Annotated in this window: 21 protein-coding genes; 9 read left to right on the top strand and 12 right to left on the bottom strand. The window is 41.9% G+C overall.

Annotated features, from left to right (window positions below):
- The first annotated feature begins 101 nt into the window (after positions 1–101).
- Entirely contained in the window at positions 102–1,334 is a 1,233-nt protein-coding gene (locus IJ00_RS05490; RefSeq protein WP_201782668.1) for an inorganic phosphate transporter, read from the top strand.
- Here IJ00_RS05490 and IJ00_RS05485 read toward each other — a convergent pair.
- Positions 1,331–4,009 (bottom strand): EAL domain-containing protein, encoded by a 2,679-nt coding sequence (locus IJ00_RS05485; RefSeq protein ID WP_035150792.1) that lies wholly within the window; start codon positions 4,007–4,009, stop codon positions 1,331–1,333. The two genes, IJ00_RS05490 and IJ00_RS05485, sit on opposite strands and share 4 nt — an antisense overlap.
- Positions 4,010–4,046: 37 nt before the next feature.
- Positions 4,047–4,229 (bottom strand): hypothetical protein, encoded by a 183-nt coding sequence (locus tag IJ00_RS28160; RefSeq protein WP_144415988.1) that lies wholly within the window; start codon positions 4,227–4,229, stop codon positions 4,047–4,049.
- A 460-nt stretch (positions 4,230–4,689) separates the two neighbouring features.
- On the opposite strand from IJ00_RS28160, the gene IJ00_RS05480 reads away from it, so the two are divergent.
- Positions 4,690–5,931, top strand: a complete 1,242-nt coding sequence (locus IJ00_RS05480) for an NAD(P)/FAD-dependent oxidoreductase (RefSeq protein ID WP_035150791.1) — start codon at positions 4,690–4,692, stop codon at positions 5,929–5,931.
- Positions 5,932–5,950: 19 nt separating this feature from the next.
- Here IJ00_RS05480 and IJ00_RS05475 read toward each other — a convergent pair whose 3' ends face one another.
- The gene (locus IJ00_RS05475; protein ID WP_035158475.1) at positions 5,951–6,685 is read right to left on the bottom strand and encodes a 2-phosphosulfolactate phosphatase family protein; all 735 of its coding nucleotides are present in this window, start codon (positions 6,683–6,685) and stop codon (positions 5,951–5,953) included.
- 491 nt (positions 6,686–7,176) lie between these two features.
- Between IJ00_RS05475 and IJ00_RS05470 the strand changes: the two genes are divergently transcribed.
- The gene (locus IJ00_RS05470) at positions 7,177–8,502 is read left to right on the top strand and encodes a recombinase family protein (protein ID WP_046814724.1); all 1,326 of its coding nucleotides are present in this window, start codon (positions 7,177–7,179) and stop codon (positions 8,500–8,502) included.
- Between the two features lie 97 nt (positions 8,503–8,599).
- Positions 8,600–9,145 (top strand): DUF4334 domain-containing protein, encoded by a 546-nt coding sequence (locus IJ00_RS05465; RefSeq protein ID WP_035150790.1) that lies wholly within the window; start codon positions 8,600–8,602, stop codon positions 9,143–9,145.
- 244 nt (positions 9,146–9,389) lie between these two features.
- On the opposite strand, the gene IJ00_RS05460 is transcribed toward IJ00_RS05465, so the two are convergent.
- The 3 genes from IJ00_RS05460 to IJ00_RS05450 all read right to left on the bottom strand — a co-directional run bounded on the left by IJ00_RS05460 (position 9,390) and on the right by IJ00_RS05450 (position 12,084).
- Entirely contained in the window at positions 9,390–9,863 is a 474-nt protein-coding gene (locus IJ00_RS05460; protein ID WP_035150788.1) for a Mov34/MPN/PAD-1 family protein, read from the bottom strand.
- A 135-nt stretch (positions 9,864–9,998) separates the two neighbouring features.
- A complete protein-coding gene (locus tag IJ00_RS05455) occupies positions 9,999–10,739 on the bottom strand; it encodes a carbonic anhydrase (RefSeq protein WP_035150786.1) in 741 nt (246 codons plus the stop codon).
- A gap of 625 nt (positions 10,740–11,364) precedes the next feature.
- Positions 11,365–12,084: a carbonic anhydrase gene (locus tag IJ00_RS05450; protein ID WP_035150784.1), complete on the bottom strand. Its 720-nt coding sequence runs from the start codon at positions 12,082–12,084 to the stop codon at positions 11,365–11,367.
- Between the two features lie 461 nt (positions 12,085–12,545).
- Between IJ00_RS05450 and IJ00_RS05445 the strand changes: the two genes are divergently transcribed.
- Entirely contained in the window at positions 12,546–13,094 is a 549-nt protein-coding gene (locus IJ00_RS05445; protein WP_035150782.1) for a CAP domain-containing protein, read from the top strand.
- 78 nt (positions 13,095–13,172) lie between these two features.
- On the opposite strand, the gene IJ00_RS28770 is transcribed toward IJ00_RS05445, so the two are convergent.
- The 4 genes from IJ00_RS28770 to IJ00_RS05430 form a co-directional block, all read right to left on the bottom strand.
- Entirely contained in the window at positions 13,173–13,331 is a 159-nt protein-coding gene (locus tag IJ00_RS28770; protein ID WP_168163424.1) for a hypothetical protein, read from the bottom strand.
- 51 nt (positions 13,332–13,382) lie between these two features.
- Entirely contained in the window at positions 13,383–14,867 is a 1,485-nt protein-coding gene (locus IJ00_RS05440; protein ID WP_035150779.1) for an alkaline phosphatase PhoX, read from the bottom strand.
- A 284-nt stretch (positions 14,868–15,151) separates the two neighbouring features.
- Positions 15,152–17,065: an EamA family transporter gene (locus IJ00_RS05435; RefSeq protein WP_035150778.1), complete on the bottom strand. Its 1,914-nt coding sequence runs from the start codon at positions 17,063–17,065 to the stop codon at positions 15,152–15,154.
- A 184-nt stretch (positions 17,066–17,249) separates the two neighbouring features.
- The gene (locus IJ00_RS05430; protein ID WP_035150776.1) at positions 17,250–18,209 is read right to left on the bottom strand and encodes an aldo/keto reductase; all 960 of its coding nucleotides are present in this window, start codon (positions 18,207–18,209) and stop codon (positions 17,250–17,252) included.
- Positions 18,210–18,291: 82 nt separating this feature from the next.
- Here IJ00_RS05430 and IJ00_RS05425 point away from each other — a divergent pair, with 82 nt between their 5' ends.
- Together IJ00_RS05425 and IJ00_RS05420 are read left to right on the top strand one after the other, a co-directional pair.
- Positions 18,292–18,891 carry a DUF1802 family protein gene (locus tag IJ00_RS05425; RefSeq protein WP_035150774.1) on the top strand — a complete coding sequence of 200 codons (600 nt, stop codon included), beginning with the start codon at positions 18,292–18,294 and terminating at the stop codon, positions 18,889–18,891.
- Positions 18,892–19,638: 747 nt separating this feature from the next.
- Entirely contained in the window at positions 19,639–19,911 is a 273-nt protein-coding gene (locus tag IJ00_RS05420) for a hypothetical protein (protein WP_035150772.1), read from the top strand.
- A 207-nt stretch (positions 19,912–20,118) separates the two neighbouring features.
- Here the strand turns inward: IJ00_RS05420 and ggt are convergent, their stop codons facing one another.
- Together ggt and IJ00_RS05410 are read right to left on the bottom strand one after the other, a co-directional pair.
- Positions 20,119–21,867 carry a gamma-glutamyltransferase gene (gene ggt / locus IJ00_RS05415; protein WP_035150770.1) on the bottom strand — a complete coding sequence of 583 codons (1,749 nt, stop codon included), beginning with the start codon at positions 21,865–21,867 and terminating at the stop codon, positions 20,119–20,121.
- Positions 21,868–22,303: 436 nt separating this feature from the next.
- The gene (locus IJ00_RS05410) at positions 22,304–22,801 is read right to left on the bottom strand and encodes an ester cyclase (RefSeq protein WP_035150768.1); all 498 of its coding nucleotides are present in this window, start codon (positions 22,799–22,801) and stop codon (positions 22,304–22,306) included.
- 130 nt (positions 22,802–22,931) lie between these two features.
- Here IJ00_RS05410 and IJ00_RS05405 point away from each other — a divergent pair, with 130 nt between their 5' ends.
- Both IJ00_RS05405 and dapF read left to right on the top strand, forming a co-directional pair.
- The gene (locus tag IJ00_RS05405) at positions 22,932–23,654 is read left to right on the top strand and encodes a response regulator transcription factor (RefSeq protein WP_035150766.1); all 723 of its coding nucleotides are present in this window, start codon (positions 22,932–22,934) and stop codon (positions 23,652–23,654) included.
- Positions 23,655–23,685: 31 nt separating this feature from the next.
- On the top strand, positions 23,686–24,546 hold the full coding sequence (gene dapF, locus IJ00_RS05400) for a diaminopimelate epimerase (protein ID WP_035150765.1): 861 nt from the start codon (positions 23,686–23,688) through the stop codon (positions 24,544–24,546).
- Positions 24,547–24,598: the final 52 nt, after the last annotated feature.

Genomic DNA, 24,598 nt, shown 5'->3' with positions numbered 1-24,598 from the left:
TATATCCTAAGGATTTTTACTGGAGATAAAAGTTTTGAGTAGCAAGTTTTGTTGGTGGCTATTAGACTGTGGATTATCAGTAATGAAAGTTTTGTGTAGAAATGTTTATTGCGATCGCCATACTTTTAGCTTTTTACCTGGCTTTTAACCTGGGTGCTAATGATGTTGCCAATGCGATGGGGACTTCCGTCGGTTCTAAGGCAGTAACTTTGAGGCAAGCGCTGGTAATTGCGGGCATCTTAGAGTTTACAGGTGCTGTCTTATTTGGGCATGAGGTATCCCAGACATTAGCCACGAAAATTGTTAATCCAGAATTCTTTGTCGATACACCGGAAATTCTGGTTGCGGGGATGGTGACAGTTTTACTTAGCTGTGGTTTGTGGCTGCAAATTGCCACCTTCTGGGGATTGCCAGTATCTTCTTCCCATGCAGTGGTGGGAGCGATCGCGGGTTTTAGTTGGGTGGCGATCGGGATTCAGGGGGTAGATTGGTTATCCATTGGCAAAATTACCATCGGTTGGCTGGTGACACCCTTAATTAGTGGGGCGATCGCGGCTGTAATTTACAGTCAAATTCGCTGGTGGATTCTGGAACAAAAACAGCAAATTATCCAGTTAAATGAGTGGATTCCCTGGTTAAGTGCGGCAATTCTCAGCATCTTTGGAGTAATTGCACTGCCAGCAGTCACCCAACCCCTGACAGATTTATTACTAGTAAAACTCGGTGTGCAACTACCTGCCCACGATATTCCCCTGTTGGTAGGTAGTATTGCTGTGATCGGGTTAACAGTTTATGGTTGGCGGCAGGTGGAACATCAAAATGCCAACCCCGTAGAGCATCTCTTTGGTAAACTACAACTACTCAGCGCCTGTTTTGTAGCTTTTGCCCACGGTTCCAATGATGTTGGCAACGCGATCGCCCCCCTCGCAGCCATTATCTATATCCATAACACCCACACAGTACCCCTGAATCACCTAACAATACCCCTGTGGATTCTCGTAACTGGTGGTGTGGGTATCGTCGCCGGATTAGCCATTTTGGGTAAAAAAGTTATCTCCACCATCGGTGAAAATATCATTCCTCTCCAACCAAGTGCAGGTTTCTGTGCGGAACTCGCAACCGCCACAACTATTCTTCTAGCCTCCCGTATCGGTTTACCCCTTTCCACCTCCCATGCGCTTGTGGGGGGGGTTGTGGGAATTGGCTTAGTGCAAAATTACAAAGCCATCAAAGTCCAAACCTTGCAAGGAATTGCCACAGCATGGTTAGTCACAATTCCCATCAGTGCCGGCATTAGCGCCATCGGCTTTAAAATTTGGTTAATTCTGCATTAAATATCCGGAGATGCACACATCTGAGAAATCTTTTCCACAGGTAATTCTTCTGCCTTCAATTTTAAAATATTGGTGGCGTGTTCTGGTGAAAGTGGTCGATAGAATAGAAAACCTTGGACATCTTCACAATTAATCGATTGCAGAAACTCTAGTTCTTCTTCTTTTTCCACACCCTCAGCTGTCAGTCTTAAGCCTAAACTTTGTCCTAAGGTGACAATTGCCTTAATAATATGGGCAACTTTATCATCCTTAGTTAAGTTATGAATAAAAGAAGCATCGATTTTGAGATTATGTAAGGGTAAGAACTGAAGACGAGATAGGGAAGAATGTCCAGTACCAAAGTCATCAATTGCCAAGGAAACCCCCATTAATTCTAATTCTTGGAGAATTTTCTGGGTAAATTCTAAATCTTCAATCGCTGTAGTTTCCGTAATTTCTAATTCTAAATAACGAGGCTCTAAACCTGTTTCCGTGAGAATTTTGGCTACCGTCTCCACTAAATTTGGTTGCCTAAATTGCTTCGGAGAAAGATTAACTGCCATGGTAATGTAAGGCATCCCCGCATCTTGCCATGCTTTGTTTTGTTTACAAGCTGTGCGTAAAGCCCATTCCCCGATGGGGATAATTAAGCCCGTTTCCTCTGCCAAACTAATAAATATATTGGGTGCAACAAGTCCCATTTCTGGATGCTGCCATCGCAGAAGTGCTTCTACACCAATGATTTTGCGATCTGCAATGCTGATACGTGGTTGGTAGTAAAGAATAAACTCATCTCTTTCGATAGCATGACGTAAGCTCTTTTCTAAACTCAATAGTTCGGGAGCTTTGCTACCGAGGGAAGTTGTGTAAAATTGGTAATTATTTCTGCCCTCATCCTTAGCATGATATAAAGCCGCATCTGCGTGTTGAATTAATGTTTCAGCATCTGGGCTATATTCATCTAGTAGGGCAATGCCTAAACTGGCACTCACATAGAGTTCATTGCCATCTAAATAAAATGTTGTTTCTAGAGATTGTAAAATTCTCCGAGCAACTTGAATCACTTCATCTAAATGGCTGACTCTCGGTATCAAAATTGTAAATTCATCACCACCCCAGCGAGCAATGGTATCACCAGCTCGTAAGCATTCCTTGAGTCTATGGGATACCCCTTGGAGTAGTTGATCACCTAAGGTATGTCCGAGGGTATCATTAATTGTTTTAAACCGATCTAAGTCTAGGAACATCACCGCTAAACTTTCACCATTACGAGTAGCGTTGGGTAAAGCTTTATGCAGTTGCTCGTTAAATAATATGCGGTTGGGTAGCCCGGTTAACATATCATGGAGGGCTTGATAACGAATCATTGCCTCTACTTGTTGGCGTTGACGTGCCCCACTTATACTGGCTGCCATGGTTAGTAGGGTAGATTCTTCATGGCTTGACCACAAACGTGCTTGGGTACAATCAGCTAAACCTAGGAAACCCCAAAATTCCTCTTCAATGCGCAGGGGAACTAGGAGAAGAGATTTAATTCCGTCACGTTCTAGAAGTTCTCTTTCCACCTCAGGAAAACTACTCACAATTCCATTGATGGAGTGACCGTTGGTTAAGACATCATACCAACGTCCTAAACCCATGGTTTGATAAACTTGATTTTGCCAGCCCGGTTGGGAGGTTTGCCCTTGTGTCCATTCATACCTCATGCTCATCGCTATTTCCCCAGTGACGGGGTGGGGATGATTTTCAAAGAGGTAGGCACGGTCAGCGATCGCCGCCTCTCCCACGGATGCTAAAGCCTGATGGACTGCGGTTTCATAATTCATTTCCGTCAAGAAGTAATTAGCAGATTCTGCCACCGCTTGCAGTAGGCGATCGCGCTGTTGCAGTTCCGCTTCTGCTTTCTTCTTTTCAGTAATATCACCAGTAATAAATGTTCTAATTAAGTCGCTTTCTAAAAGGTAATGAATTGACTGTTCAAAAACTTCTGTCCCCACCTGGACTTCACGGACAAAGGAACTTTCTCGATTACTTTTGACTACCTTCGAGAGTCCGCTTAAAATTGGGTGGTCTTTACCTGCTTGACGTAAATTCGGAAACTTCAGGGTCGCGGCGGGATTGAGGTAAGTAATATTACCTTCCACATCCATCTCGATAATGGGATTGGGAATCAATTCGGGGAAAGATGCTAAACGAGCGAGGGCAACTTCACTTGCTCCTTCCAAACTTTCATCTTCGACAATCAGGGTTTCAAAGGGATTTGCTCCACTCCCTTGTTCAAACAGAAACTCTGAGATGTTTTCCATCTCGAAGGGATTAGCCAGCATCTCTTCTGGGAGGTTGGCAACAGCATAATATCTGGCTTTGACATGATTATTGCCAAACTCAATTACATCTCCATGCTGAAGGTTATGGGAGAAGCATTTGTTGCCATTGACGTATACACCATTAGTGCTGCGCTTCCCCTTAAAACTACCATCAATTACCCGAAAACCATACTGATCACTATCGGTAAGAGGTACACGCAGCAGGATTGCGTGTTGTCGGGATACAGAACGGGAATGGAGAACGATCGCGTTTCTGGAATCCCTTCCTAGGGAATAGGTTGTATCCTGAAGAAGAATATTCCGCTTCCCCTGCTGATCTTGTACCAGCAAAAAATGATGTATTCTATCCTGCTGATTGCCCCCTGACATGACTATAATCCTCAAATCTTTGCTTGTTGGTTCTTGATTAGACACTCTGAATTGCGTGTCGGTTGGTTTTTCTCATGGTAGTCGCTCCATCAGCAACATAGCCATTTTTACAGCAGTTTACTGTCTGAAAAGAAACACTCAACTTTTGATGCATTTCTGTGTGTAATACATCTAGCTTTGCTTGACGCATGGTGCGGGAAAAATCAGGGCGTATACTCACTTTTTTGACATGGTAAGTTGTGACATATCTAAATCTGTATATGCAAGTGGGCAAACCTGCCCTCGAACAAAGTGAAGGGATGCCCCAAACTGGCTACAACGGCGCAAACCGTGCAACGTGCTTTTGTTTACATTACAATTATTTTGCGTTTTTAACTTATATAATTTAGCTGCACATCAGCTTAATAAATAAATTTTATGACCTTGAATACTTAGCATAGTTGCTCGAAACAGATATAACAAATGGTATATTTGCGGAAATTTAGTTTTCATCTAATTAGTAATTTTGATAGTTTCTGTAAAAATTAAATTCAGGATTAAAAACTAGGTTTATTTAGAAATAGACATCAAGAATTTAGAATACCAAGCACTCCGAAGCTTTAGATAAAAGTAGATAGGGATGTTTACCCCACAATCTGGGATAATTTTTCTTCTGGCATTCCCTCAAATATAAAAATCCCATGACTAATGACCAAATAGTAATTATCGGTGGGGGGGCAGCTGGTTTTTTTGCTGCGATCGCTGCTGCGGAAAATTCTCAGATGCAGGTGACTTTATTGGAAGCGAGTCGTCAACCTTTGGCGAAGGTGAGAATTTCTGGTGGGGGACGCTGTAATGTTACCCATGCTTGTTTTGAGCCTACAGCTTTAGTACAACATTATCCTAGGGGTGGTAAAGCTTTACTTGGTGCTTTTACCCGTTTTCAACCACGGGATACCATCGGTTGGTTTGCTAATCGTGGTGTTCCGTTAAAGATTGAAGCTGATGGACGGATGTTTCCGATTACCGATGATTCGCAAACTATTGTCAATTGTTTAATGCGTTCTGCTCAGGCTTGTGACGTAAATATAGCTACTGGTTCTATTGTAAAATCAGTCAAATTACTGAACAAAAAGTTTGAGATTGGCTTAAAATCAGGGGAAGAATTTGTTTGCGATCGCCTAGTTCTGGCTACGGGTAGCAATCCCCTAGGTTACAAAATTGCCCAGGAATTGGGACATAGTATTTTGCCCCCCGTACCCTCTCTATTTACCTTCAATATCCCTGACCCGAAATTGCGGCAACTAGCAGGTGTGAGCGTGAATCCTGTGCGCTTACGTCTGAGTATTCCGGGGGAAAAGACCCTAGAACAGATGGGAGCATTATTAATTACCCATTGGGGGGTCAGTGGTCCAGCAGTTCTCAAGCTTTCTGCTTGGGGAGCCAGAATGTTACAGGGTAGTAAATATCAAGGGAAATTACAAATCAATTGGCTGCCACAGATGACAGTGGAGGAAGTGAAACAAAAGTTATTACTAGTTAAACAGGAGTGGGGCAAGCGAACTGTAGGATTACATCGAGGTGTGGATTTACCCCATCGTCTGTGGCAATATATGATTGACCGTGCAGGAATCACCAGAGATATTCGTTGGGCAGATGTACCAAACAAAAGCTTGAATCTGTTATTGCAGGAATTAACTCAAGGACAATATCTAGTCAGTGGCAAAGGGGTATTTAAGGAAGAATTCGTTACCTGTGGTGGTGTGAACCTCAAGGAAGTCAATTTTAAGACAATGGAAAGTAAATTAGTTCCCGGTCTTTACTTTGCCGGAGAAATTCTCGATATTGATGGTGTGACTGGTGGATTTAATTTTCAGAGTGCTTGGACGACTGGTTACTTAGCTGGTGCTGGGGTTCAGGGAGAGAAAGGGGAGAAGCATTAAGTACTTCCCCACTCAGTACTTAACCTTTTTTCAAGACACCTGGTTCTTGTTGCATGGGCAGAACATCTAAAATATCAGTTTGGGAACAGTATTTTAAATCTTCATGACAATCAAGACGCAACAGACGTTGACCATGGCTAGCATGGTGCAGCAACCCTAGAAGGTTGTCTTGCCATTGGGAATAAAGAGCGATCGCGCTAATAACTTCATCATTGCCAGCGATTTCTTCCGGTGGTATATTACCTAACTTACTGACACTGTAGGCGATCGCCCCAGCACAAGCAGTATCTTCTAGGGAATAGCTACCTTCCCAACCAGAACCGACAATCCAGACTGTTTCTGGACGATGGCTTAAAAGATACTCCACCACCGCTTTCCGGTTCACAAAAGCTCCCGTCAGTACTGTTTTGGCTCCCTGGATACGCTGTAACGTGCGGGTTCCATTGGTGGTACTGATAAATAGACGACGACCATCTACTAGTTCTGATGTACAGTCGAGGGGAGAATTCCCCAACTCAAACCCCGGAACCTTTCCACCACCCCTTTCCCCAGCGCGTAATCGCTTATCCTGAGACCACTTTTCACTGACTTCTATAAGTTGATCTAAATCGCTAAACACCTGGATTGCCTCACCTCCAGCTGCCAATACGGTTGCCATGGTACTGGTTGCTCGCAATACATCAACTGCGATCGCGCATTCTGGAGCTCGATCAGACGGAGTTAATTCCGGTGTGTGATATATAAATAACTTCACTTGCTGGATAAACCTGTTATATATTGCCGAAACTACATTCACTCTAGTTTTTCATTATTTGTCAACTAGGGAAAATGTGATTAACTTACCTCAAAAGCAGCTTAACCGTCTTTGTCCCTGCTGTCATCCTTATGATTTTCACTGGATACCCTAAGGTTTATCTATGGTTCTAAGTGAAAGGGATGATATCTATTGACAAGTAAGGGAAATTATGGTTAAAAATCGCTACTGGTAAAGGAAAAAAGGCGATAGGCTTCCAGCCCGCCCAGAGAATACAATAAATATGCCCTGGGATGACCAAACAATTCGTAATGCTCCCTAGGGGAGAGCTAACGCTAACGTAATTCGTAATTAATTAATTGGAAATTGATTGCTTAATTGATAATTAAGGTATAAGCCCCTAAATTTATTGATTGTGTATAAATTAGGACATTGTGGAGTACTCCCTTCGCGAGAAGCAAGCTGAATTGAAGTTTATTTGCGGTAGGTTTGTGACAACTTTTGCTTACATCTACACCGATCCCTTAATTGAAGAGACTCCCCAGGAAATTGATTGGGGAAGGCAAGTTGAGCGAGTTTATGCAGATATTGGTGGGCGATCGCAGCTAGAATTATTATTCCAAGATTGTCGGAAAACCCCCCCACAATGCCTGCTGGTGCGTCGTTTGCTAGAATTAGGAGACACCATTGCCCAGGTGAGCGATCGCCTGTCTGAGTTAGCAGCCATGGGTATTACTCTGATTGCCACAGAACAGAGTTACAACTCCCAAGAAAATACCCCTAATTTACAGGCAGAGTTATTAAAATTACTCCAAGAAATTCAAACTCAACACCATAGTCGGCGTATCCGTCAAGCCCACGCCCGTAATCGTTTAGAGATTGCCCCACCTCCGGGAAAACCACCCTATGGTTATCGGCGCAGTCGCAGTAAATACATTATTGACCGTAGTACTGCCCCCGTTGTCAAAGATTTTTTCGATAATTTTCTCCTCTACGGTTCCCTACGAGGTGCGGTACGCTACCTAAATAAGAAGTATGGTAAAAATATCTCTGTCACCACAGGTAAAAGATGGTTAACAAATCATGTTTACAGAGGAGACACCGCTTACCATCATGGAGAGATTATTTCTGATACCCACACTGCAATTATCTCCCGTGAAGAAGCTGCCCAGGTAGATAGACTTTTACGTCGTAACCGTCGTTTACCACCCCGTACAGCTAGCGCTCCCCGCTCCCTAGCAGGTTTAGTAGTTTGTCAGCAATGTCAGTCTCGGATGCAAGTTGTTTTGGTGACAATTCGCAGACAAAATAAGCAATATTTATACTTACGTTCTCTGAGTTGTCCCCTACGTCCTAAATGTAAAGCGATCGCCTACCAGGAAGTCTTAGAACAGACAATTACCAGTGTGTGCCGAGATTTACCCGTTGCCGTCGAGAAAATGATTTCCCCCGAATTGGGTAGTGTCAAGGAGAATTTCACCATGGTGATAGAGCTACGCTCCGCCGAAGCGGCGATCGCTCACCAAGAGGAAATTCTCACCCAACTCCCCCACCTTGTAGAAACGGGTATCCTAGATGTTGAAACTGCGAAAATTAGAGCTTATAAACTCCGCACAGAAATTTCCCGTCTACAAGCACAAATTGCCACCCTACCCCCTGTCAATTTAATTTCTGTTGCCCAAGCAGTATCCATTCCCCAATTTTGGCTGGATTTATCGGAAGTGGAAAGAAGATTTTATTTCCGTGAATTTATTCGTCAAATCGAAATTATTCGTCATCCACCAACTTGGGAATTAAGTATTATTTTTATTTTTTAATTTCTGAATAATAGGAAATAGGCAATCAACTACTCAGCTATGGGATAATATCAATAAATCCTTTTTGCTAACTTACAAATAATTGGCTGATAAAAAAATGGAAACACTCGACAAATTACTGACAATTCTCCAGGTCGAAAACGCGACAACTGCAACAGCTTTACAATTATTTGATGCTCTCGAACCCGTGAATCTAGAATTTATGTTTGGTCGTTGGCAAGGTTCGGGAATTCCTACGAATCATCCAATGGATGGTTTATTGGAGGCATCTAATTGGTTTGGTAAAGAATTTATTGATGCAGAAAATGTCCATCCCTTATTATTTTCAGATAGTCAGGGAAAAATTTTCCAAGTTGCACCCAACCCTATAGCGATGAACTGGGTTTTAAAGTTACCTATACTGAAAAATAAATCTCTTAAACCTTTACTGATACTAATTAATTCCTTATTGAAAACACAAACAAGTCAAGCCAGACTGCGAATGATGGAATATCGAGGTAAAGTCAGCGCAACTATGATATATGATTATCTTCCAATCAATGACTCTTTTAGAAGAGTAGATGATAATACTGTCTTCGGAGTCATGGATTTTAAAACTTTACCCCAGCCTTTCTTTTTTGTTCTCAGACGATGCCATAATTAGATTAGGACTTAAGTAGAACGGTTTAAATAATTCACGCTATGTCATTGCGAATGAAACGAAGTGAAATGAAGCAATCCCAAGGGTTATGCCGATTTTACATTCTGTTACATAGTTAGGTTTATTCTCACCGACTTACTTACGCAAGGACTACGCATAGCAATCTCAAAACTTGGTTTTATTGCCACTTTTACATAAGTCTTGAACACTGCTAATTCTTTTGAATACTAATAAAGTTTTCCAGCACTTACAAACTATTTTCGATGATTTCTTCTTGAAACTGTTGATTATCATCTAACACCCAACTGTGAATATCCCACCTCTTCCCCTGGTGAATGGAAGTAATCACATAGGAATATCCTTGCCAAGCATATAAACGGTCAAATTCCGAAGGAATTGAGGGATAATCGGGGTGAGAGTGGAAAATACCAATAATTTCCAGGGATTTTTCCCGTGCTTGCTTTTGCACTTGTAACATGGTTTGGGGGGCGATCGCGTACCTGCGTCGTTGACTCTCTGGTGTCCCCTGAGCTTTGTCTGTACTTTTCCCAGAAAAATTCTCAGCTTCTCCTTGCCAAGCATTTTTCGTGGGAATTACTTCCACAACTGTTTTCTTTCCTTCCTGTATATACCCCAACAACAAACCACAGCACTCTTCTGGGTAAGCGCTTTCTCCATGGTTATAAATAATTTGTAAATGCTGGTAACTGATGATAATCATAGTTCTCATAAGTGGGGCAAACAAATGTTTACCCCGACAATGCATAACCATATCAGGCGATCGCGTAGCGGAACGGAGTTCTATCGCCCTTGAAGCGGGTTGAAAGCCTATAGCCTACCTAAATCTGATGAAAATTTAGGTTAACATTGTCACCTTACCACTAGCCAAATCATAACGACCACCAACTATTTTTAATTTACCTGCCTTCATCAAACCGCCTAAAATTGTTGAGCTTTCACTTAATTTTTCTACCTGATATTGCACATTGGCAATAATAGAATTCTCTTCGATACTTCCTGTTTTAAATCTCACTCTTTCTACAGCTGGTTTAATTTCTTCCACAAACACCCCAATTCTTCCTGGGAGGGGATCACCTTTAATTGCAGCAGAAACTGCTCCACAGCGAGCATGACCTAATACAATGATTAATTGAGCACCTAGTACTGCTGTAGCAAACTCTAAACTACCAATTGCTGTCTGAGAAGCCACATTCCCAGCAACCCGCACCACAAATAAATCTCCTAATCCCTGATCAAATACCAACTCTGCTGGTACTCGTGAATCTGCACAACCTAAAACTGCCGCAAAGGGATATTGAGCAACGGAGGTTTCTTGCAAACGCAGTTTAGACTGGTTGGGATTGAGTCGTTTCCCCTCAATAAAACGCTTATTCCCTTCGGCTAATTTTTTTAAAGCAGCATCAGGGCTAACTGGCTCAGGTTTTTTATTCTCTGGAGTTTTAGCTGGTTGCTGGGCAACTGCTTCTTCTCCTGTCAACAAGAGACTACCTGCTGCACTCGCAGCAACTCCTGCACTGCCAACTCCCACGAGTTTTAAGAAATTTCTTCTACCAACAAATCCATTCGTTCTGCTCATTTCTCACCTGATTTTTTTCAAAATTTGACTCATTGAATCTAGAAATAAACAATAGCAATTCACTTCATATTCACTTGAGGTAGTTAAACCAAAAGTAACCATGAAGATAGCTCTACTCACATTGCAAAATGAGCGCTAAATCTTGATTCAATCTTATTTTTTGCTACCCATGGCGACTCACAATCGCTCAAATAAATACCCGAACAAATACATCTCAGTTCTTTGCCACGAAAGACAAGTTGCTGAGTCATTCTAAGGGATAAATATTGTTTTGTACTGATTTTATCGGAGTAACAAAATAATCTTATCTTCAGGAATATACCAAAATAGTGTCTATCAATAAACTAAATTTATATAGAAGAAAAATATAGTTTATTGCGGTAATTATCTATGATAACAATAACGATTATCTATATTCAGTGGTGCCGCTATTTTTCTGGTGTTTATTTTAACTTTTTATGAGGCAGTATATGGAACAACTAAGTTCCTAAATACTTACCAATTAAGTATTTTCCAAAAAAACGAAAATAATATTGTAGTAATTTTTACTTTTTTTGGGTGTTTGGGCGTGCGTCTGAAGGACGGAGCGTAGCTCTGTCACCAGAAATGACATATCACTACTAAACTAAATTATGGCAACTTTGCCCGTATCTAAATCATAACGAGCGCCAATAATTTTGAGTTTCCCCTGATTCACTAAATTCAATAATATAGAAGATTTCTCTTTGATTTTTTCTAATTGATATTGAATATTCGCAATTACTGCATCATTTAAAGCATCATTTGTATTCTTATTGATATTTTTTAATCCAGGCTGAATATTGTCTATGATTGAGTCAATATTTCCCGCCGCATCTACTGATTTTAAAGCTTCGGCAACCGCACCACAGCGTTCATGACCTAAAACCATAATCAGTTGACATCCTAAAACACTAGCAGCATATTCTAAGCTACCAATAGCGACATCATTGGCAATATTTCCGGCTACGCGCACAACAAATAAATCACCAATTCCTTGGTCAAAAATAATCTCCGTCGGGACACGGGAATCAGCACAATCTAAAATAGCAGCAAAGGGATATTGAGTTTGGGCAACCAGTTTGACTCTAGCAAAAGATTGGTCTGGGTATAGCCTTTTTTCCTTGACAAATCTCTGATTACCGTCTAGTAATATATTCAATGCTGTATCATAATTGACTAGATTATCTGGCAACTGAGTCTGACGAGGTAAGGATGATTGTTTAGTTTGACCGAGAATTTGGCAGCTACTAGCCATAGCAACACTGCCTATTCCTAGTAACTTAAAAAAATTCCGTCTGCCAACAAAACCATTGATTCGACTCATTAACTCTTCTCTCTAAATTTTGTCTCTTGCAAAAACATAGCAATTTTGTCATCAGAGGAGAGTAGATTTAGAGACTATTTTTGAGTGATTTAATGATTATTTAGAAGTAATTATTTTTGCCTAATTTGTAGAAAATGAACCAAAGCTAGACTCTAAAAACTGAAACAGCACTCGCCACTTTACCTGATATAACTAGGAAAAATTATGTATCACTCATATACTAAAAAACTATTCCGTATCAATATTGGCAATTTAGATAGGATTTTTTTATCTTGTTGAAGTTTTCATATTTAGTTATTGATTACTTTGCATTTATTTGACTGTTTTTCCCCAATATGGTGAGGAAAGTTTGTATATAGTAAGTGTTTGCGAATATCTTAGTACTGGAAAGTATCGGGGTATCTCTAAAAACCAAAATTCGGGTTCTGCGTGTTTTATTCCTCTATATTGCGTAAATCTCCATGTTTCGACAAACTGCTTTTGGCGTTGCTTTAAGTACGCTTGTCCTTGCCAGTGGTTTGACAGCCAATTCTGTACCAGGTCACACTTCTACAAATCAAATTTTGTCACGCCAAGCTTTATCTGGTGCGTCCCAGCAAATTGCGACATCTGAGAATGTGAAAACTACTGATTTAGAAAAGTCGGTTTTGGAGCAAATCAATCGCTATCGAATTGCTCATGGTTTACCAGCACTGACCATAAATCAAAATATATCTAGGCAGGCAAGGGTTCATAGTCAACAAATGGCTGAAGGGCAAGTTCCTTTTAGCCACGATGGATTTAAAAAACGAGTTAATGCGATTCCGCTCCGTTATCAAAGTGCAGCAGAAAATGTTGCCTTCAATCAAGGTTACAATGACCCGGCAGCCCAAGCTATGCTAGGTTGGCTGAATAGTCCCGGTCATCTCAGCAATATTCATGGTGATTTCAATTTAACAGGAATTGGTGTGGCAAAGAATAGTCAAGGAGAGGTTTACATCACCCAAATTTTCCTGCGTAGTCATAAGTAATTGCGAGAACAATGGCATTAATTTAATTAGCTCTATCGCCATCAAATAAATTCATCCTATCCCGACAGAGTAATCGGGTTATGTAACTTTTAGCCACTGCCATTGCAAAGTAAGGGTTAAAAGTTTTTTCTTTGCTCTTTTGCCTTTAACCCTTTGATAAGCACTATCTAATACTAAGTTTCGGTCAGAGGTAATAACCTCCATACTGTCATTGCGATCGCAGGAAAACAATCTCATTATCCTGAAACTACCATGACAGAAAACAACTTGGTATAAAATATCGAGAGTTTAAACGCCAAAACTGCTTTTCCACCAGGGACCCCAAATAGCCAAGGTGATACCAGGAGTTTGAATATTGACAAACAGGGTTTTGCCATCGGGAGAAAAACAAGCTCCGGCAAATTCATTATCAGCAAACTGCTCTTTCAACTGAGAGTTGCTGCTATTGGCAAATATCACATTCTTCGCAAAGTGATAGAGTTCTCCCTGGGTGTTGACACCAACAACATACTGCTCTCCTCCCCCATCTTCACAGAGGAACAAATCACCAAAGGGGGAAACGGTAATATTGTCAGGTTCATCCAAAAGTTGTCCATTGGGATCAGCTTCAATGTATAAGGTTAACTCTTCCTTGACAGTGTTATAAATCCAAACTTGACCATTACCTGTTTTAGAATCGAAGGCGGGAGAACCACCTTGAGTCGCAATAAAATAAATTAATCCGTTGTGATACCAAGCACCCTCACCCCGGTAGAAAATTGCTGCTCCCTTGCTTTGTGCTTCATAACGCACACCCACACCTTTTGTTTTATCTTCCTCTGTGGGGTCAGGATTAGTAATGGCAACCCATTCTACTGCTAAGGGTTTACCAACAGGAATTCCCCCAATTTGTCCCCCGTAGTTGGGATTATTGGTAGTGTTGGCAGCAAACTGCTCTTTAATTTTTAAAGCATACAGAGTTCCCCCTAAAGCCAAGTCACCGGGTTGATTGGGTTTGACATTGGGGACAAAGCGATAGAAACAACTGTCTCCTCGGTCTTCTGTTTCATAAATATAGCCAGTTGCGGGGTCTACTGCTACCGCTTCGTGGCTAAATCTTCCCATATCTACTAGGGGGATGGGAGCAACTAAACCAGTATTCGTCCCAGCAATGACTTCAAAATTGTAACCATGTTTTTTGACTACCATAGTGCCAGAGTTAGTCATACTACTGGTGGTAGAAAAAGTTTCTTCGCAGCTAATCCAGCTACCCCAAGGAGTCGGACCTCCAGCACAGTTACGAATGGTTCCAGCTAAGGAACTGAAGTGTTTCATCACTTGGCGATCGCGCCCTAAAATAATGGTAGTTGTACCACCTTGGGCAGCAGTTGAGTATTTTTTTGCACCAACGACTGGGTAGGGGGAAGAGGTTCCTAATTCGTGGTTACGTACCAAAATTGTTGTATTGCGGGGACCTGGAAAGGCAGCCATCCCATCATGACCTGCTGGTACTAGGGAACCATCGTTCATTTTTTGACCAGTGATGGAAATTGCACGATACTTAAATCCTGGAGGCAGGGCAAGTAAAGCTTCTTGACTTAAATCTCCGTAAATTGTATTGCTGAGTTCTGCGTTATTCACAGGTAGCAGGGGTTTGAGTTTACCGAAACCAGTCCCAACCACAGCTTTACCCTGGGCAACCCTAGCATAGAAAGCTTCTAAGGGGGAAAGGACTGTCACCCCAGCAGCACTTGCACCAGCTAAAGTTAAAAACCTACGCCTTGAGAAATTCATGCTCTCTCTCCTCGTTGAAATAGAATATCCAACATCCGTATATATACGGATACAATGGCGTATCCTATCAGTAGGCTATTAAGAGCAAGTAAAACTCCCATTAAAATAATTCGTAATTCGTAATTCGTAATTCGTAATTCGTAATTCGTAATTCGTAATGCTCCCTGCGGGAGAGCTAAAGCTAACGTAATTACGTTTTGTGACGGGGATTTAAACCCCCAAAGTTGGTTAAATTGGCTGTTGAAATACCCCTACCTTTGACTAAAATTAGGGATCATGCCATATCAAGTATTTCCGCGACTTTGCCAACTCATCACCACCGCTCCAATGGTGACAAAAATTACACCTAAAACTTGCAGTAATCCCAGGGTTTCTTGAATCATCAATCCAGCGCAAATGACCGTAAAGGCTGGAACCATGGCACCGATCGCCGTGGTGGGAATTGCTCCCAGTTTCCGGTTACTGATATTAGTAAATACATAGCCGCAGACTGTTAAAACATCTAGGAAAAAGGCGAGTAAAACCAGTTCCAGTAAATTGGTTGTGGGGCTAATTTGTATACTCCAGGATGCTGGTAGGGGGAAAATTAAGCCCATGGCAGCGAGGACAAGCATCACTGAAAAATGAATCACCGTGAAGGTGACAGGATGTTGTTTATTGGCAGAAACTCGACTCAGGGTAATGTAAAAAGCAAACATGATCCCAGAGATGATTGCCGCAATACTACCGAGAAAGGGATTACCAACGTTTGTCGGGGGATTACCTCCCAAAACTAGTAACTGTCCACAAACCAGCACAGCGATCGCCACCCATTGTCCCTTCGTCGGGCGATCGCGCAACATTACCCAAGCCAATAAACCAGCTAACAGAGGATAAATAAACGAAAGGGCGATCGCCATACCCGTGGCTAACTGTCCAATTGCTAAGTAGAGAAATAATTGTGACAGGAACAAAAAAGCACCACTGACAACGGATACCAACAACAGCCGTTGAGCATTTTGACTATGACTCTGAGAATTAGCTGTAATTGAGGTAAACAGGTTTTGTAAATCCTGGCGTACGTGGGGATGGAGTATGGGCGCTAACAGCAGTATCATTGGTACTACTACCACCATCCGCAGTAATAAAATCAACAGTGCATTGCCCAAGGTTGGCGTGAGTAATTGAGGTGCATCAAAGACACCAAAGATTTGTGTACCGGGCTGAAAAATCACCTTCATCGCCACGTTATATAGGGATGTCAGCACCACCGACAGCACAATCAATACAATACCCGTCATCGAGGGTGAAGCAAGTCGCGTCTGTTGGGAAATAGATTGCCATAACTTAGATGGTGACTGGATTACAGAAGGACGAGTATCGGTAACGGGAGCAGGAGGTGAAGGGGGAATACTATCTTTTTGAGGGAAAAAACTGGTGAACCGAGGAGGATTTTCCGTGACTGGAGTACTTATTTTCTCTTCCTCTTCTTCTTCCTCTTCCTCATCTGGGAGAAAACGAGTGTGGGAGGAATCGATTCTGGGCAATTCCGTATCAGCTAAAAAAGTCGGGGAAAAATTCCTGGGTGTCGTTGGCATTTCCCCAGGGGGATTGGTGACAACTGGTGAGGTAGAAAACGAGGATGATTTAGGGTTGGTATTTTCCAATTCTTGACGTAGACGTTCCACCAACTCCGATAGAATAGTTTCTGCCTGTAGCTGCTGGCTTTGCATCCGCAATAATTGCTGCGAGATGGCGCTTTGATGGTTTCTTAACTCTTGTTGTAATGTATTGAGGGTAATGGTAAAGGTATCATCTAAAGAGCCAAGTAATTGACTCGCTGCTTGGGGATGAATCACAGACATATTTTCCTCAGCTTTTGCCATTGCTTGGGTTGCCAAGGAATCCATCGATGATTGTAATTGTCCAGAAATATGATTAGCAAGTACCTGAGCTAACTGACTAATCAAACCTTGCATTTCACTGATTTGCCTTCCTTGCAGATGGCTTTCTTTTTCCTGTTGCAAACGTTTGATATCTTCTATTAATCTTATTTTCTCCCCTTGCAGACGCTGAATATCCTCTTGGGAAGACTTCAGCCAAGTCTGTTGAATGACTCGTAATTCTTCAGTTACAGCGCGTAAAGTTTTTTCTGCTGCCCCAGAAGGGTCGCCATTGGAATTATACTGATTATCTGATTGGTTCTCGAATATTCCCATTCGTTTGTGTTGACCCCTCAACTGTTAAAAGTAGAGGGAAGGTCAAAGGAAATGGGACTATATCCCTTACCCTTTAGCCTTACCCTTTACCCTGACCTTTCTTATAAATACTTGTACTGTTACTATTTTCAGTATTGTGTCAGATAAACCGCAAAAAAGACTGGATTGACAATCTCCGTACCCATTACCAATTCCACATCACCGGGTTATCGTCAAAATGGTCAGTCACAGTACGTCCAATGGTATCTATGGCTTGGATATCCTCTAGAGAAAGTGTCACCTTGGTTGCTTGGGCATTACTAATTGCTTGTTCAGCATACCTTGCTCCCGCGATCGCCTGGGTTTGAGGTTGGGCGATTAACCAAGCTAGGGCTAATTGTCCCAGGGTACAATTATACTTCTGGGCGAGGGGGCGGAGTTTTTCCACAGCTGCCACAGCACGCACAAAATTTTCTCCCTGAAATAATTTATTGCCATTACGGTTGTCTCCCTCCGGAAATATCTGCCCCAAGGTGAATTTACCCGTGAGTAATCCCTGTGCCATGGGAGAATAAGCCAGAATCGAAATATTATGTTCCACACAATAGGGCATAGCATCCTTTTCTACCTGCCGCCAAAACAGAGAATAGGGCGGTTGTAGACTATCAATACGTCCATACTGCATAGCTTCTTCTAATTGGGAGCGAGAAAAATTAGATACACCAATCGCCCGTATTTTTCCCTGTTCCTTTAAATGATTTAAAGCCGCCATTGTTTCCCCAATCGGTACTATTTCCGTATTAAAAGAGCCGGAGGGCCAATGGATTTGATATAAATCAATGTAATCAGTTTGGAGATTTTTCAGGGAATTCTCGCAAGCGTCTATCACCTGGTCATACTTAAGATGGTTAGCGAAAACCTTGGTGGCATATTCGACTTGCTCCCGGATATCGGCTACAGCTTCAGCCACAATTCTTTCAGAATGTCCTTCTCCATACACTTCGGCAGTATCAATAGTAGTCATCCCAGCTTCCACGGCTGCTCGGATAGCTTTAATTGAATCTGCATCCTCAATCCCTACCCACCAACGTTTACCAGCTTGCCAAGTTCCCATGAGAATGGGAGACATTTTCACATCAGAACTTCCCAATTGTCGCTTTTCCATGACTATTACCTATTACTCATTCCCCTAGATAGTTTCACACTCTATCGGTTTTCGCGTCCAATGAAATTCAGAGTTAAATTAAATGCTTATGGAATTGACTAAGACTTGTCACGCCCTCAAAGAGTGGGCTGTTGCTATCAACGCTTTGGAAACAGGTAAAACAGTGATGCTATTGCGTAAGGGTGGAATCCACGAAGTGGGTGGACGTTTTTGTGTTGCCCATGAACAGGTTTTGCTCTATCCCACCTACGAACATCAACAACCTTTCTTACTGAAACCGGAATATGCAAACACTGTTTATCCTATCACTCCAGGATGGCGACCAGAAACGGTAAGAATTGGCAGTTGGGCGCAGATTACTGATATTTTGCCTGTCAGTGAAGAGGCGATTGTCGATGCTTTGCTGCCTTTTCACATTTGGAATGAGCATTTTATTAGCGATCGCCTGAAGTGGAAACCTCGCCAACCTTTATATATTCTCCTGTTGCGGACATATAAACTACCCCAGATACAAGAAATTTCCTATCGTAGTGAATACGCTGGTTGTAAATCTTGGATAGATTTAACCCAGGAGATTGATTTGCAGGGAGCAGAAGCTGTAATGAATGATTCTGACTACTCCCAGCAAGTTAAGGAAATTCGCCATATTGTTCGCGATCGCCTTTATGCACCATCAATTTAACTACTTCTTCAGCAAAAAGTAGTTTTCGACACATACACATTTCTTAATGTTGAGTAAAAATAGATGAACACAGATATTTCTTATCGGTGTTTATCTGTCTCAAGTCAATCCATCCACGAGCGCACAAATCTAGACTTAAATTCACCTATCAATACCCTTTTGAATACATTTTCATGCTTTGACGAACACAGCAGTTTCTCTAGGTATTGCCCAACGGAAATACAGCCATCTGATTTTTTCTGTAACTTAGATAAACGCAGACTTCTAGTGCGTCTGTTGTGGCAATACAATAGAGTTCTTCCAGACAATACCTCAGCTGCAAATCCCACAAAATATCTCAATCGAGCCTGGTATTAACTATAAAATTGTTCTTACTTGCCCCTAACCTGCATTTCTCACAAATATTGCCATCACTACTATCCCAAGCTGTATCTATCTGAGATTATTTCAGACACTGCAATCATCACAGAGTAATGGCAACAGGATACTTGATCTCAAATCGCAATGGCATAAAAGTGCAGAGTTAGTCGTTTACATCTTCGTAAGACGTTAGAGTTATACCAATTCTCTCAAATCAGGCAATACAAACCTCGAAACCCCAACCATCGGTAGCGTTCTTAACTACCTTAGCGTAGCTCCTCTGACAGAGGCATTACGCATTACGACTTTTTTAAATTACCCCTTTGGGGTGATTTGACACTTGACAAATAATTGCTATCATGCATTAAAGAAATAAAGGAGTGTGCCATGCATCGTAGAATGTGCTGGTTATCTGGTAGTGGCAGTGATGACGACAGTAAGGTATTGCACTTGCAGACTTCTCCCCAAGAACCTTGGCGAGTTTATACAGCTTTTCCTCAATTGGCAGTACCAGACTATCGCATACCAGGTGGTTCACGCGGCTGGGCAACCTATCAGAAATTAATGAAAGCAGGCTGGGTATTAGTACCCACATCTTTAGCGCATCAGTTTAATGATGACATGAGTTTAGTGCAAAATCGGGAATTGGGTAATGGGTAAGGAGTAAGGAGTAAGAAGTAAGGGGTAAGGAGTAACAAGTAAAGAGTAAGGAGTAAGATTGTTGTCGAACTGCTAACTGTTTCGCCCGTCGAAGTATTCAAAATCAATACTCACTACTCACTACTACACTGTACTGTCAAGGTTAATTTGAGGGATATCTCCCCCTTGTCCCCCTTGTCCCCCAATTCAAATTTGACAGACTACTACTCACAATCCCCTCGGTTCCCCTTCTCCACGGGGATCGGCTGCACCTTCTAGGGTTCCTTCTGGGGTGACGATAATTGCATTGATATTACCCCAGGGTGTGGTTTCCTTGATGTTATGTCCTCGGCGGCGCAATTCTTGTAATGTCATAGTATCCATACCCAAGGGTTCTACCCGTAATTCGTCGGGTAGCCACTGGTGATGTATGCGTGGTGCTGCGACTGCTTGCCCTGCATCCATGCCGTATTCCCAGACATTTAAGATAACTTGCAGTACTTGGGTAATAATCGTACCACCGCCAGGGGCACCGACAACCATGCGCAGCTTACCTTTTTCGGTAATGATAGTGGGAGTCATGCTGGAAAGGGGAGTTTTGCGGGGGGCGATCGCGTTCTTTTGACTACCAACTAACCCGAAAGCGTTGGGGATACCAGGAGCAGCCGCAAAATCGTCCATTTCGTTGTTCAATAAAATACCTGTACCTGCGGCAACCACACCCGCACCGAAGCCTGTATTAATGGTAAAGGTGAGACTGACAGCATTGCGTTGTGCGTCAACAACATTTAAGTGGCTAGTTTCTGGAGATTCTGGAATTTTGGGTAGGGTTTTTTCATCGGTGGGTTTGACTTCTGTCGATGGTTTGGCGCGATTCATGGTAATTTCACCCCGGCGTTTTTTTCCATAGGCAGGGCTAATTAATTTTTCTACAGGTACGGTGACAAAATCGGGATCGCCAAGGAGTTGGGAGCGATCGCTGTAGGCAATTTTCATCGTTTCTGCCAGGAAATGTACAGCGTCGGGGTGATGCCATCCCAGGGTTTTCCAGTCTGTACCAGCCAAAATATTTAACATTTCTAATAAATGTACCCCACCGGAAGAGGGTGGTGGCATGGAGCAAACCCGCGCTTGCCGGAAATTGCCACATACTGGTTTGCGCCAAATGGGTTGATAGTTTTTCAAATCATCTAGGGTAATTAAACCGCCATGTTTTTTCATATCACTGGCGATCGCCTGAGCAATACTACCTGTATAAAAGCTACGAGGATTACTAGCAATTTCTCGGAGAGTTTTTCCTAAGTCACGCTGTACTAATTTTTCACCAGGTTGGTAAAAATCCCCATTTCTCAGAAAAATTGCGGTGGCAGCAGGATTACTAAGAATTGCTTCCTTCCGCATCCTCGTGTACCCAGACATGGAACGCCAAGTATTTTTTTTACTCAGAATAAACCCATTTTCCGCCAGGGCGATCGCGGGCTTGACAACCTCTTGCCAAGGTAACTTACCATAACGACGGTGTATTTCATGTAACCCAGCGACAGTACCTGGCGTTGCCACAGCTAGGTGTCCATTGATACTCAGAAGAGGAATTACTTTACCCTGGGCATCCAAATACATATTTTTCGTCGCTTTCTGTGGTGCCCTCTCTCGGAAATCTAGGGCTTGAATTTCCCCAGTTTTACCGTTGTGGAAGAGTAAAAAACCACCCCCACCAATCCCCGCAGCAAAGGGTTCAACCACGGCGATCGCCAAAGTTGTTGCCACTGCCCCATCCACCGCATTCCCACCCTTACCCAACATCTGCAAACCTGCCTCACTCGCCAAGGGATGCCCCGAAACCACCATACTTTTCTGGCTCCGTAGGGGAGGAATCACCCCAGCAGAAACGGTTGTCTCGGTGGTAAATGCAGAGATAGAAAGATAGGAAGAGATTAATAGTACAGAAACCCGCGTGTGTTTTGTGAATACACGCATAGCGAAATATATCCTTGAATTTATTTGGTTTAACGTAGAGACGCTCTGGCGAAACGTCTTGATAGGTTTATCATATACTAAATATCTTGGCAATTTAAACAACGTTATATACAGCTTTTTTTATCCATAAAAATATAGATATTTTCTATTTTATTTATGTAAATATTGATGATGTTTGCTTATTGATTTTACTTTTTGTAAAAATAATAAGAATAGGAATAGATAATATGCCCTTATACCAATTTTATATGAAGCTGCATAGAAAATTTTTGCGTGTCATTGCGAGCGCAACGTAGACACGAAGTGGCTTGCCGAAGGCTATTGGAGCGAGGCAATCTCAGCAACTCATTATGTACAACTTTATATTAAAATGGTATTAAGCATCATCAATATTTTTACAAACTGAGAGAAAAATCAACATTAAAAATCAGATAAATTAATTAGAAAACTTGTCAATGTTATCATGCTGCTGTAAGTGATTGATGTGGTTTTGAATAAAGGTGACAGCATCGGGGATAACATGCAATTGCTGCATCAATCCCAGGGCATCAAATAGGGTTTGAAGTTCTAAAATTTTGCCATTCTCAACTTCAAAAAATGTGATTCCTTTACCTTTAATTATTTTACCAGTGGGTGGTAGCCCGTACAGAAAACCTTTGTGAGTACCAGTGATTTCCCATCGGACAAAACTTTGATTTCCCTGCACCATCACATTTAATGGCTGCATCTGCAAATCTGGTAATCCTTCCAACCATCCATGAATATGATGTTTCATACTCTCTGCACCCGTACCATCCCACATAGGTTGATGTGCAAAAGGACGAGCGATAAAATTATCTAAAAATAACTCATCTGCTAAATCGAATTGACGTTGATTCCAAAGTAATTCTACAAATTTATCAATGACTTCCTGTGTACTCATCGCAATATCCATGATGAATTTTAAGTAACCTATAGAAAATAATTTCACCCACTCGGTACTTACCTGAAAAAGAATTTACTGTTTGTTGTCATCAATGCTAGGGAAAATGTTTTAGAATTACTAGTACCCATTTGGGTACAGCATGATGAATCCTAGATATAAAGCTTTTACCAATCTGTTTCATTTACTGGCGATCGCCCAAAACGAATCACAGTTACGCTCACATTTCATGGCAGAAACTGGCTCATTGTTCGGGGCAAAATCCTGGGGTATTGCCTTTTTTGATACAAATCACCAAGTTGCGGCACTGGATTTTACTGGATTCTCAGAAACTTTTATTGATAGATATAGTGAAATTGGTTGGCAAGCAGATCCCATGATGCGCTGTGTGATTGAGCAGCATATTCCCACACACAACCTCTTAGTAAATGTAACTACCCCGTGGAAAGAAAGCATAGTTTATCAACATTTGTGGTCGCGCTACGGTTTTGAGCATGGTATAATTGCTCCTTTGCTAGGTCAAGGGGAAATTATCGGCAAAATTCACTTTTTACGCACCCAAGGAATGCCATCTTTTACCGATGAAGATTTAAGAAATATCAGTGCCTTGAGTTGTCATCTCTCAGTTAATCTCGCCATGTTGCGCTTGCAATCTCCTCAAAATAGCGCTGGTGTTCGTGATTGTTTAACAAAGCGGGAATTACAGATTGTTGACTTGATTGCTAAAGGATTAACTAATCATGAGATGGCGCAGAAATTGGGTATCAGCGATAACGGTGTTAAGCAAGCTTTGAAACGCATTTTTGTTAAATTGCATGTCTCTACACGGGCGCAGATGGTTGCAAAGGTGTATGATTTATCTTAAATTTAACTGAATAAGTTTATTTCTCTTTTCTATGTTTCATCAAGTTAAATATTCCAAATATCATGCCCTAGGAAATGATTATTTAGTTATTGCCCCTGAAGACTTAGGCTTTGCATTAACTCCAGAAATAATTCGGCGAATTTGCCATCGTAATTTTGGAATTGGGAGTGATGGAATTTTATTTGGTTCCCTACCTTCTGAGAATGCCAGGTTTGGATTGCGGATTTTTAACCCGGATGGTAGTGAGGCAGAAAAGAGTGGGAATGGATTGAGAATTTTTTCTCGTTATTTATGGGATAAAAAACTAGTTCAAGGGGAAGAATTTGAGATTCACACCCTGGGTGGAAAAGTGAAAGCACAAGTTACTGATTCTGGGAAAATTGTGCAAGTAGAAATGGGTTATGTGAGTTTCCTGAGTGACAAAATTCCTGTGCGGGGAGAGTCTAGGGAAGTTATTGAAGAAAGTATTGTGGTTGCCGATAAAACTTTTACCTTTTGTGCAGCAACAATTGGTAACCCCCATTGTGTGATTCAGTTACCGGAAATTACCCCAGAAATCGCCAAGCAATATGGCTCTTTAGTGGAAGTGCATCCTAATTTTCCCCAGCGTACTAATGTTCAGTTTATGAAAGTTCTGGATCGAGGAAATATTCAGATTGAGATTTGGGAAAGGGGTGCAGGTTATACCTTAGCATCTGGTAGTAGCAGTAGTGCGGCAGCAGCTGTTGCCTATCGTTTAGGTTTGTGTGATGGAGCGATCGCCGTACATATGCCAGGAGGAGAAATCGCGATCGCCATTCGGGATAATTTTATGGTGACGATGACGGGTAGTGTCACCAAGGTTGCGGAAGGGGTAATGTCTGAGGAAATGTTTGAGTCGAGCAATGTATGAGACACCGAGTAAATTTAATGATATTTGCCCGAAAGCCCAATTTGATGTCTTT

The sequence above is a fragment of the Calothrix sp. 336/3 genome, assembly GCF_000734895.2.
In the GTDB taxonomy this organism is placed as follows: Bacteria; Cyanobacteriota; Cyanobacteriia; order Cyanobacteriales; family Nostocaceae; genus 336-3.
Note: the sequence above shows the minus strand (reverse complement) of the source record. Positions and strands in the feature narration are given on the sequence as shown.

Excerpts from the sequence above, each read along its gene's own strand:
- IJ00_RS05410 (WP_035150768.1), bottom strand. The coding sequence starts at position 22,801 with ATGGATATTGCGATGAGTACACAGGAAGTCATTGATAAATTTGTAGAA.
- IJ00_RS05440 (WP_035150779.1), bottom strand. The coding sequence starts at position 14,867 with ATGAATTTCTCAAGGCGTAGGTTTTTAACTTTAGCTGGTGCAAGTGCT.
- IJ00_RS05430 (WP_035150776.1), bottom strand. The coding sequence starts at position 18,209 with ATGGAAAAGCGACAATTGGGAAGTTCTGATGTGAAAATGTCTCCCATT.
- IJ00_RS05420 (WP_035150772.1), top strand. The coding sequence starts at position 19,639 with ATGCATCGTAGAATGTGCTGGTTATCTGGTAGTGGCAGTGATGACGAC.
- IJ00_RS05480 (WP_035150791.1), top strand. The coding sequence starts at position 4,690 with ATGACTAATGACCAAATAGTAATTATCGGTGGGGGGGCAGCTGGTTTT.
- dapF (WP_035150765.1), top strand. The coding sequence starts at position 23,686 with ATGTTTCATCAAGTTAAATATTCCAAATATCATGCCCTAGGAAATGAT.
- IJ00_RS05465 (WP_035150790.1), top strand. The coding sequence starts at position 8,600 with ATGGAAACACTCGACAAATTACTGACAATTCTCCAGGTCGAAAACGCG.
- IJ00_RS05405 (WP_035150766.1), top strand. The coding sequence starts at position 22,932 with ATGATGAATCCTAGATATAAAGCTTTTACCAATCTGTTTCATTTACTG.
- IJ00_RS05435 (WP_035150778.1), bottom strand. The coding sequence starts at position 17,065 with ATGGGAATATTCGAGAACCAATCAGATAATCAGTATAATTCCAATGGC.
- IJ00_RS05455 (WP_035150786.1), bottom strand. The coding sequence starts at position 10,739 with ATGAGCAGAACGAATGGATTTGTTGGTAGAAGAAATTTCTTAAAACTC.
- IJ00_RS05485 (WP_035150792.1), bottom strand. The coding sequence starts at position 4,009 with ATGTCAGGGGGCAATCAGCAGGATAGAATACATCATTTTTTGCTGGTA.
- IJ00_RS05450 (WP_035150784.1), bottom strand. The coding sequence starts at position 12,084 with ATGAGTCGAATCAATGGTTTTGTTGGCAGACGGAATTTTTTTAAGTTA.
- ggt (WP_035150770.1), bottom strand. The coding sequence starts at position 21,867 with ATGCGTGTATTCACAAAACACACGCGGGTTTCTGTACTATTAATCTCT.
- IJ00_RS05425 (WP_035150774.1), top strand. The coding sequence starts at position 18,292 with ATGCTTATGGAATTGACTAAGACTTGTCACGCCCTCAAAGAGTGGGCT.
- IJ00_RS05445 (WP_035150782.1), top strand. The coding sequence starts at position 12,546 with ATGTTTCGACAAACTGCTTTTGGCGTTGCTTTAAGTACGCTTGTCCTT.
- IJ00_RS28770 (WP_168163424.1), bottom strand. The coding sequence starts at position 13,331 with ATGAGATTGTTTTCCTGCGATCGCAATGACAGTATGGAGGTTATTACC.
- IJ00_RS05460 (WP_035150788.1), bottom strand. The coding sequence starts at position 9,863 with ATGATTATCATCAGTTACCAGCATTTACAAATTATTTATAACCATGGA.
- IJ00_RS05490 (WP_201782668.1), top strand. The coding sequence starts at position 102 with ATGTTTATTGCGATCGCCATACTTTTAGCTTTTTACCTGGCTTTTAAC.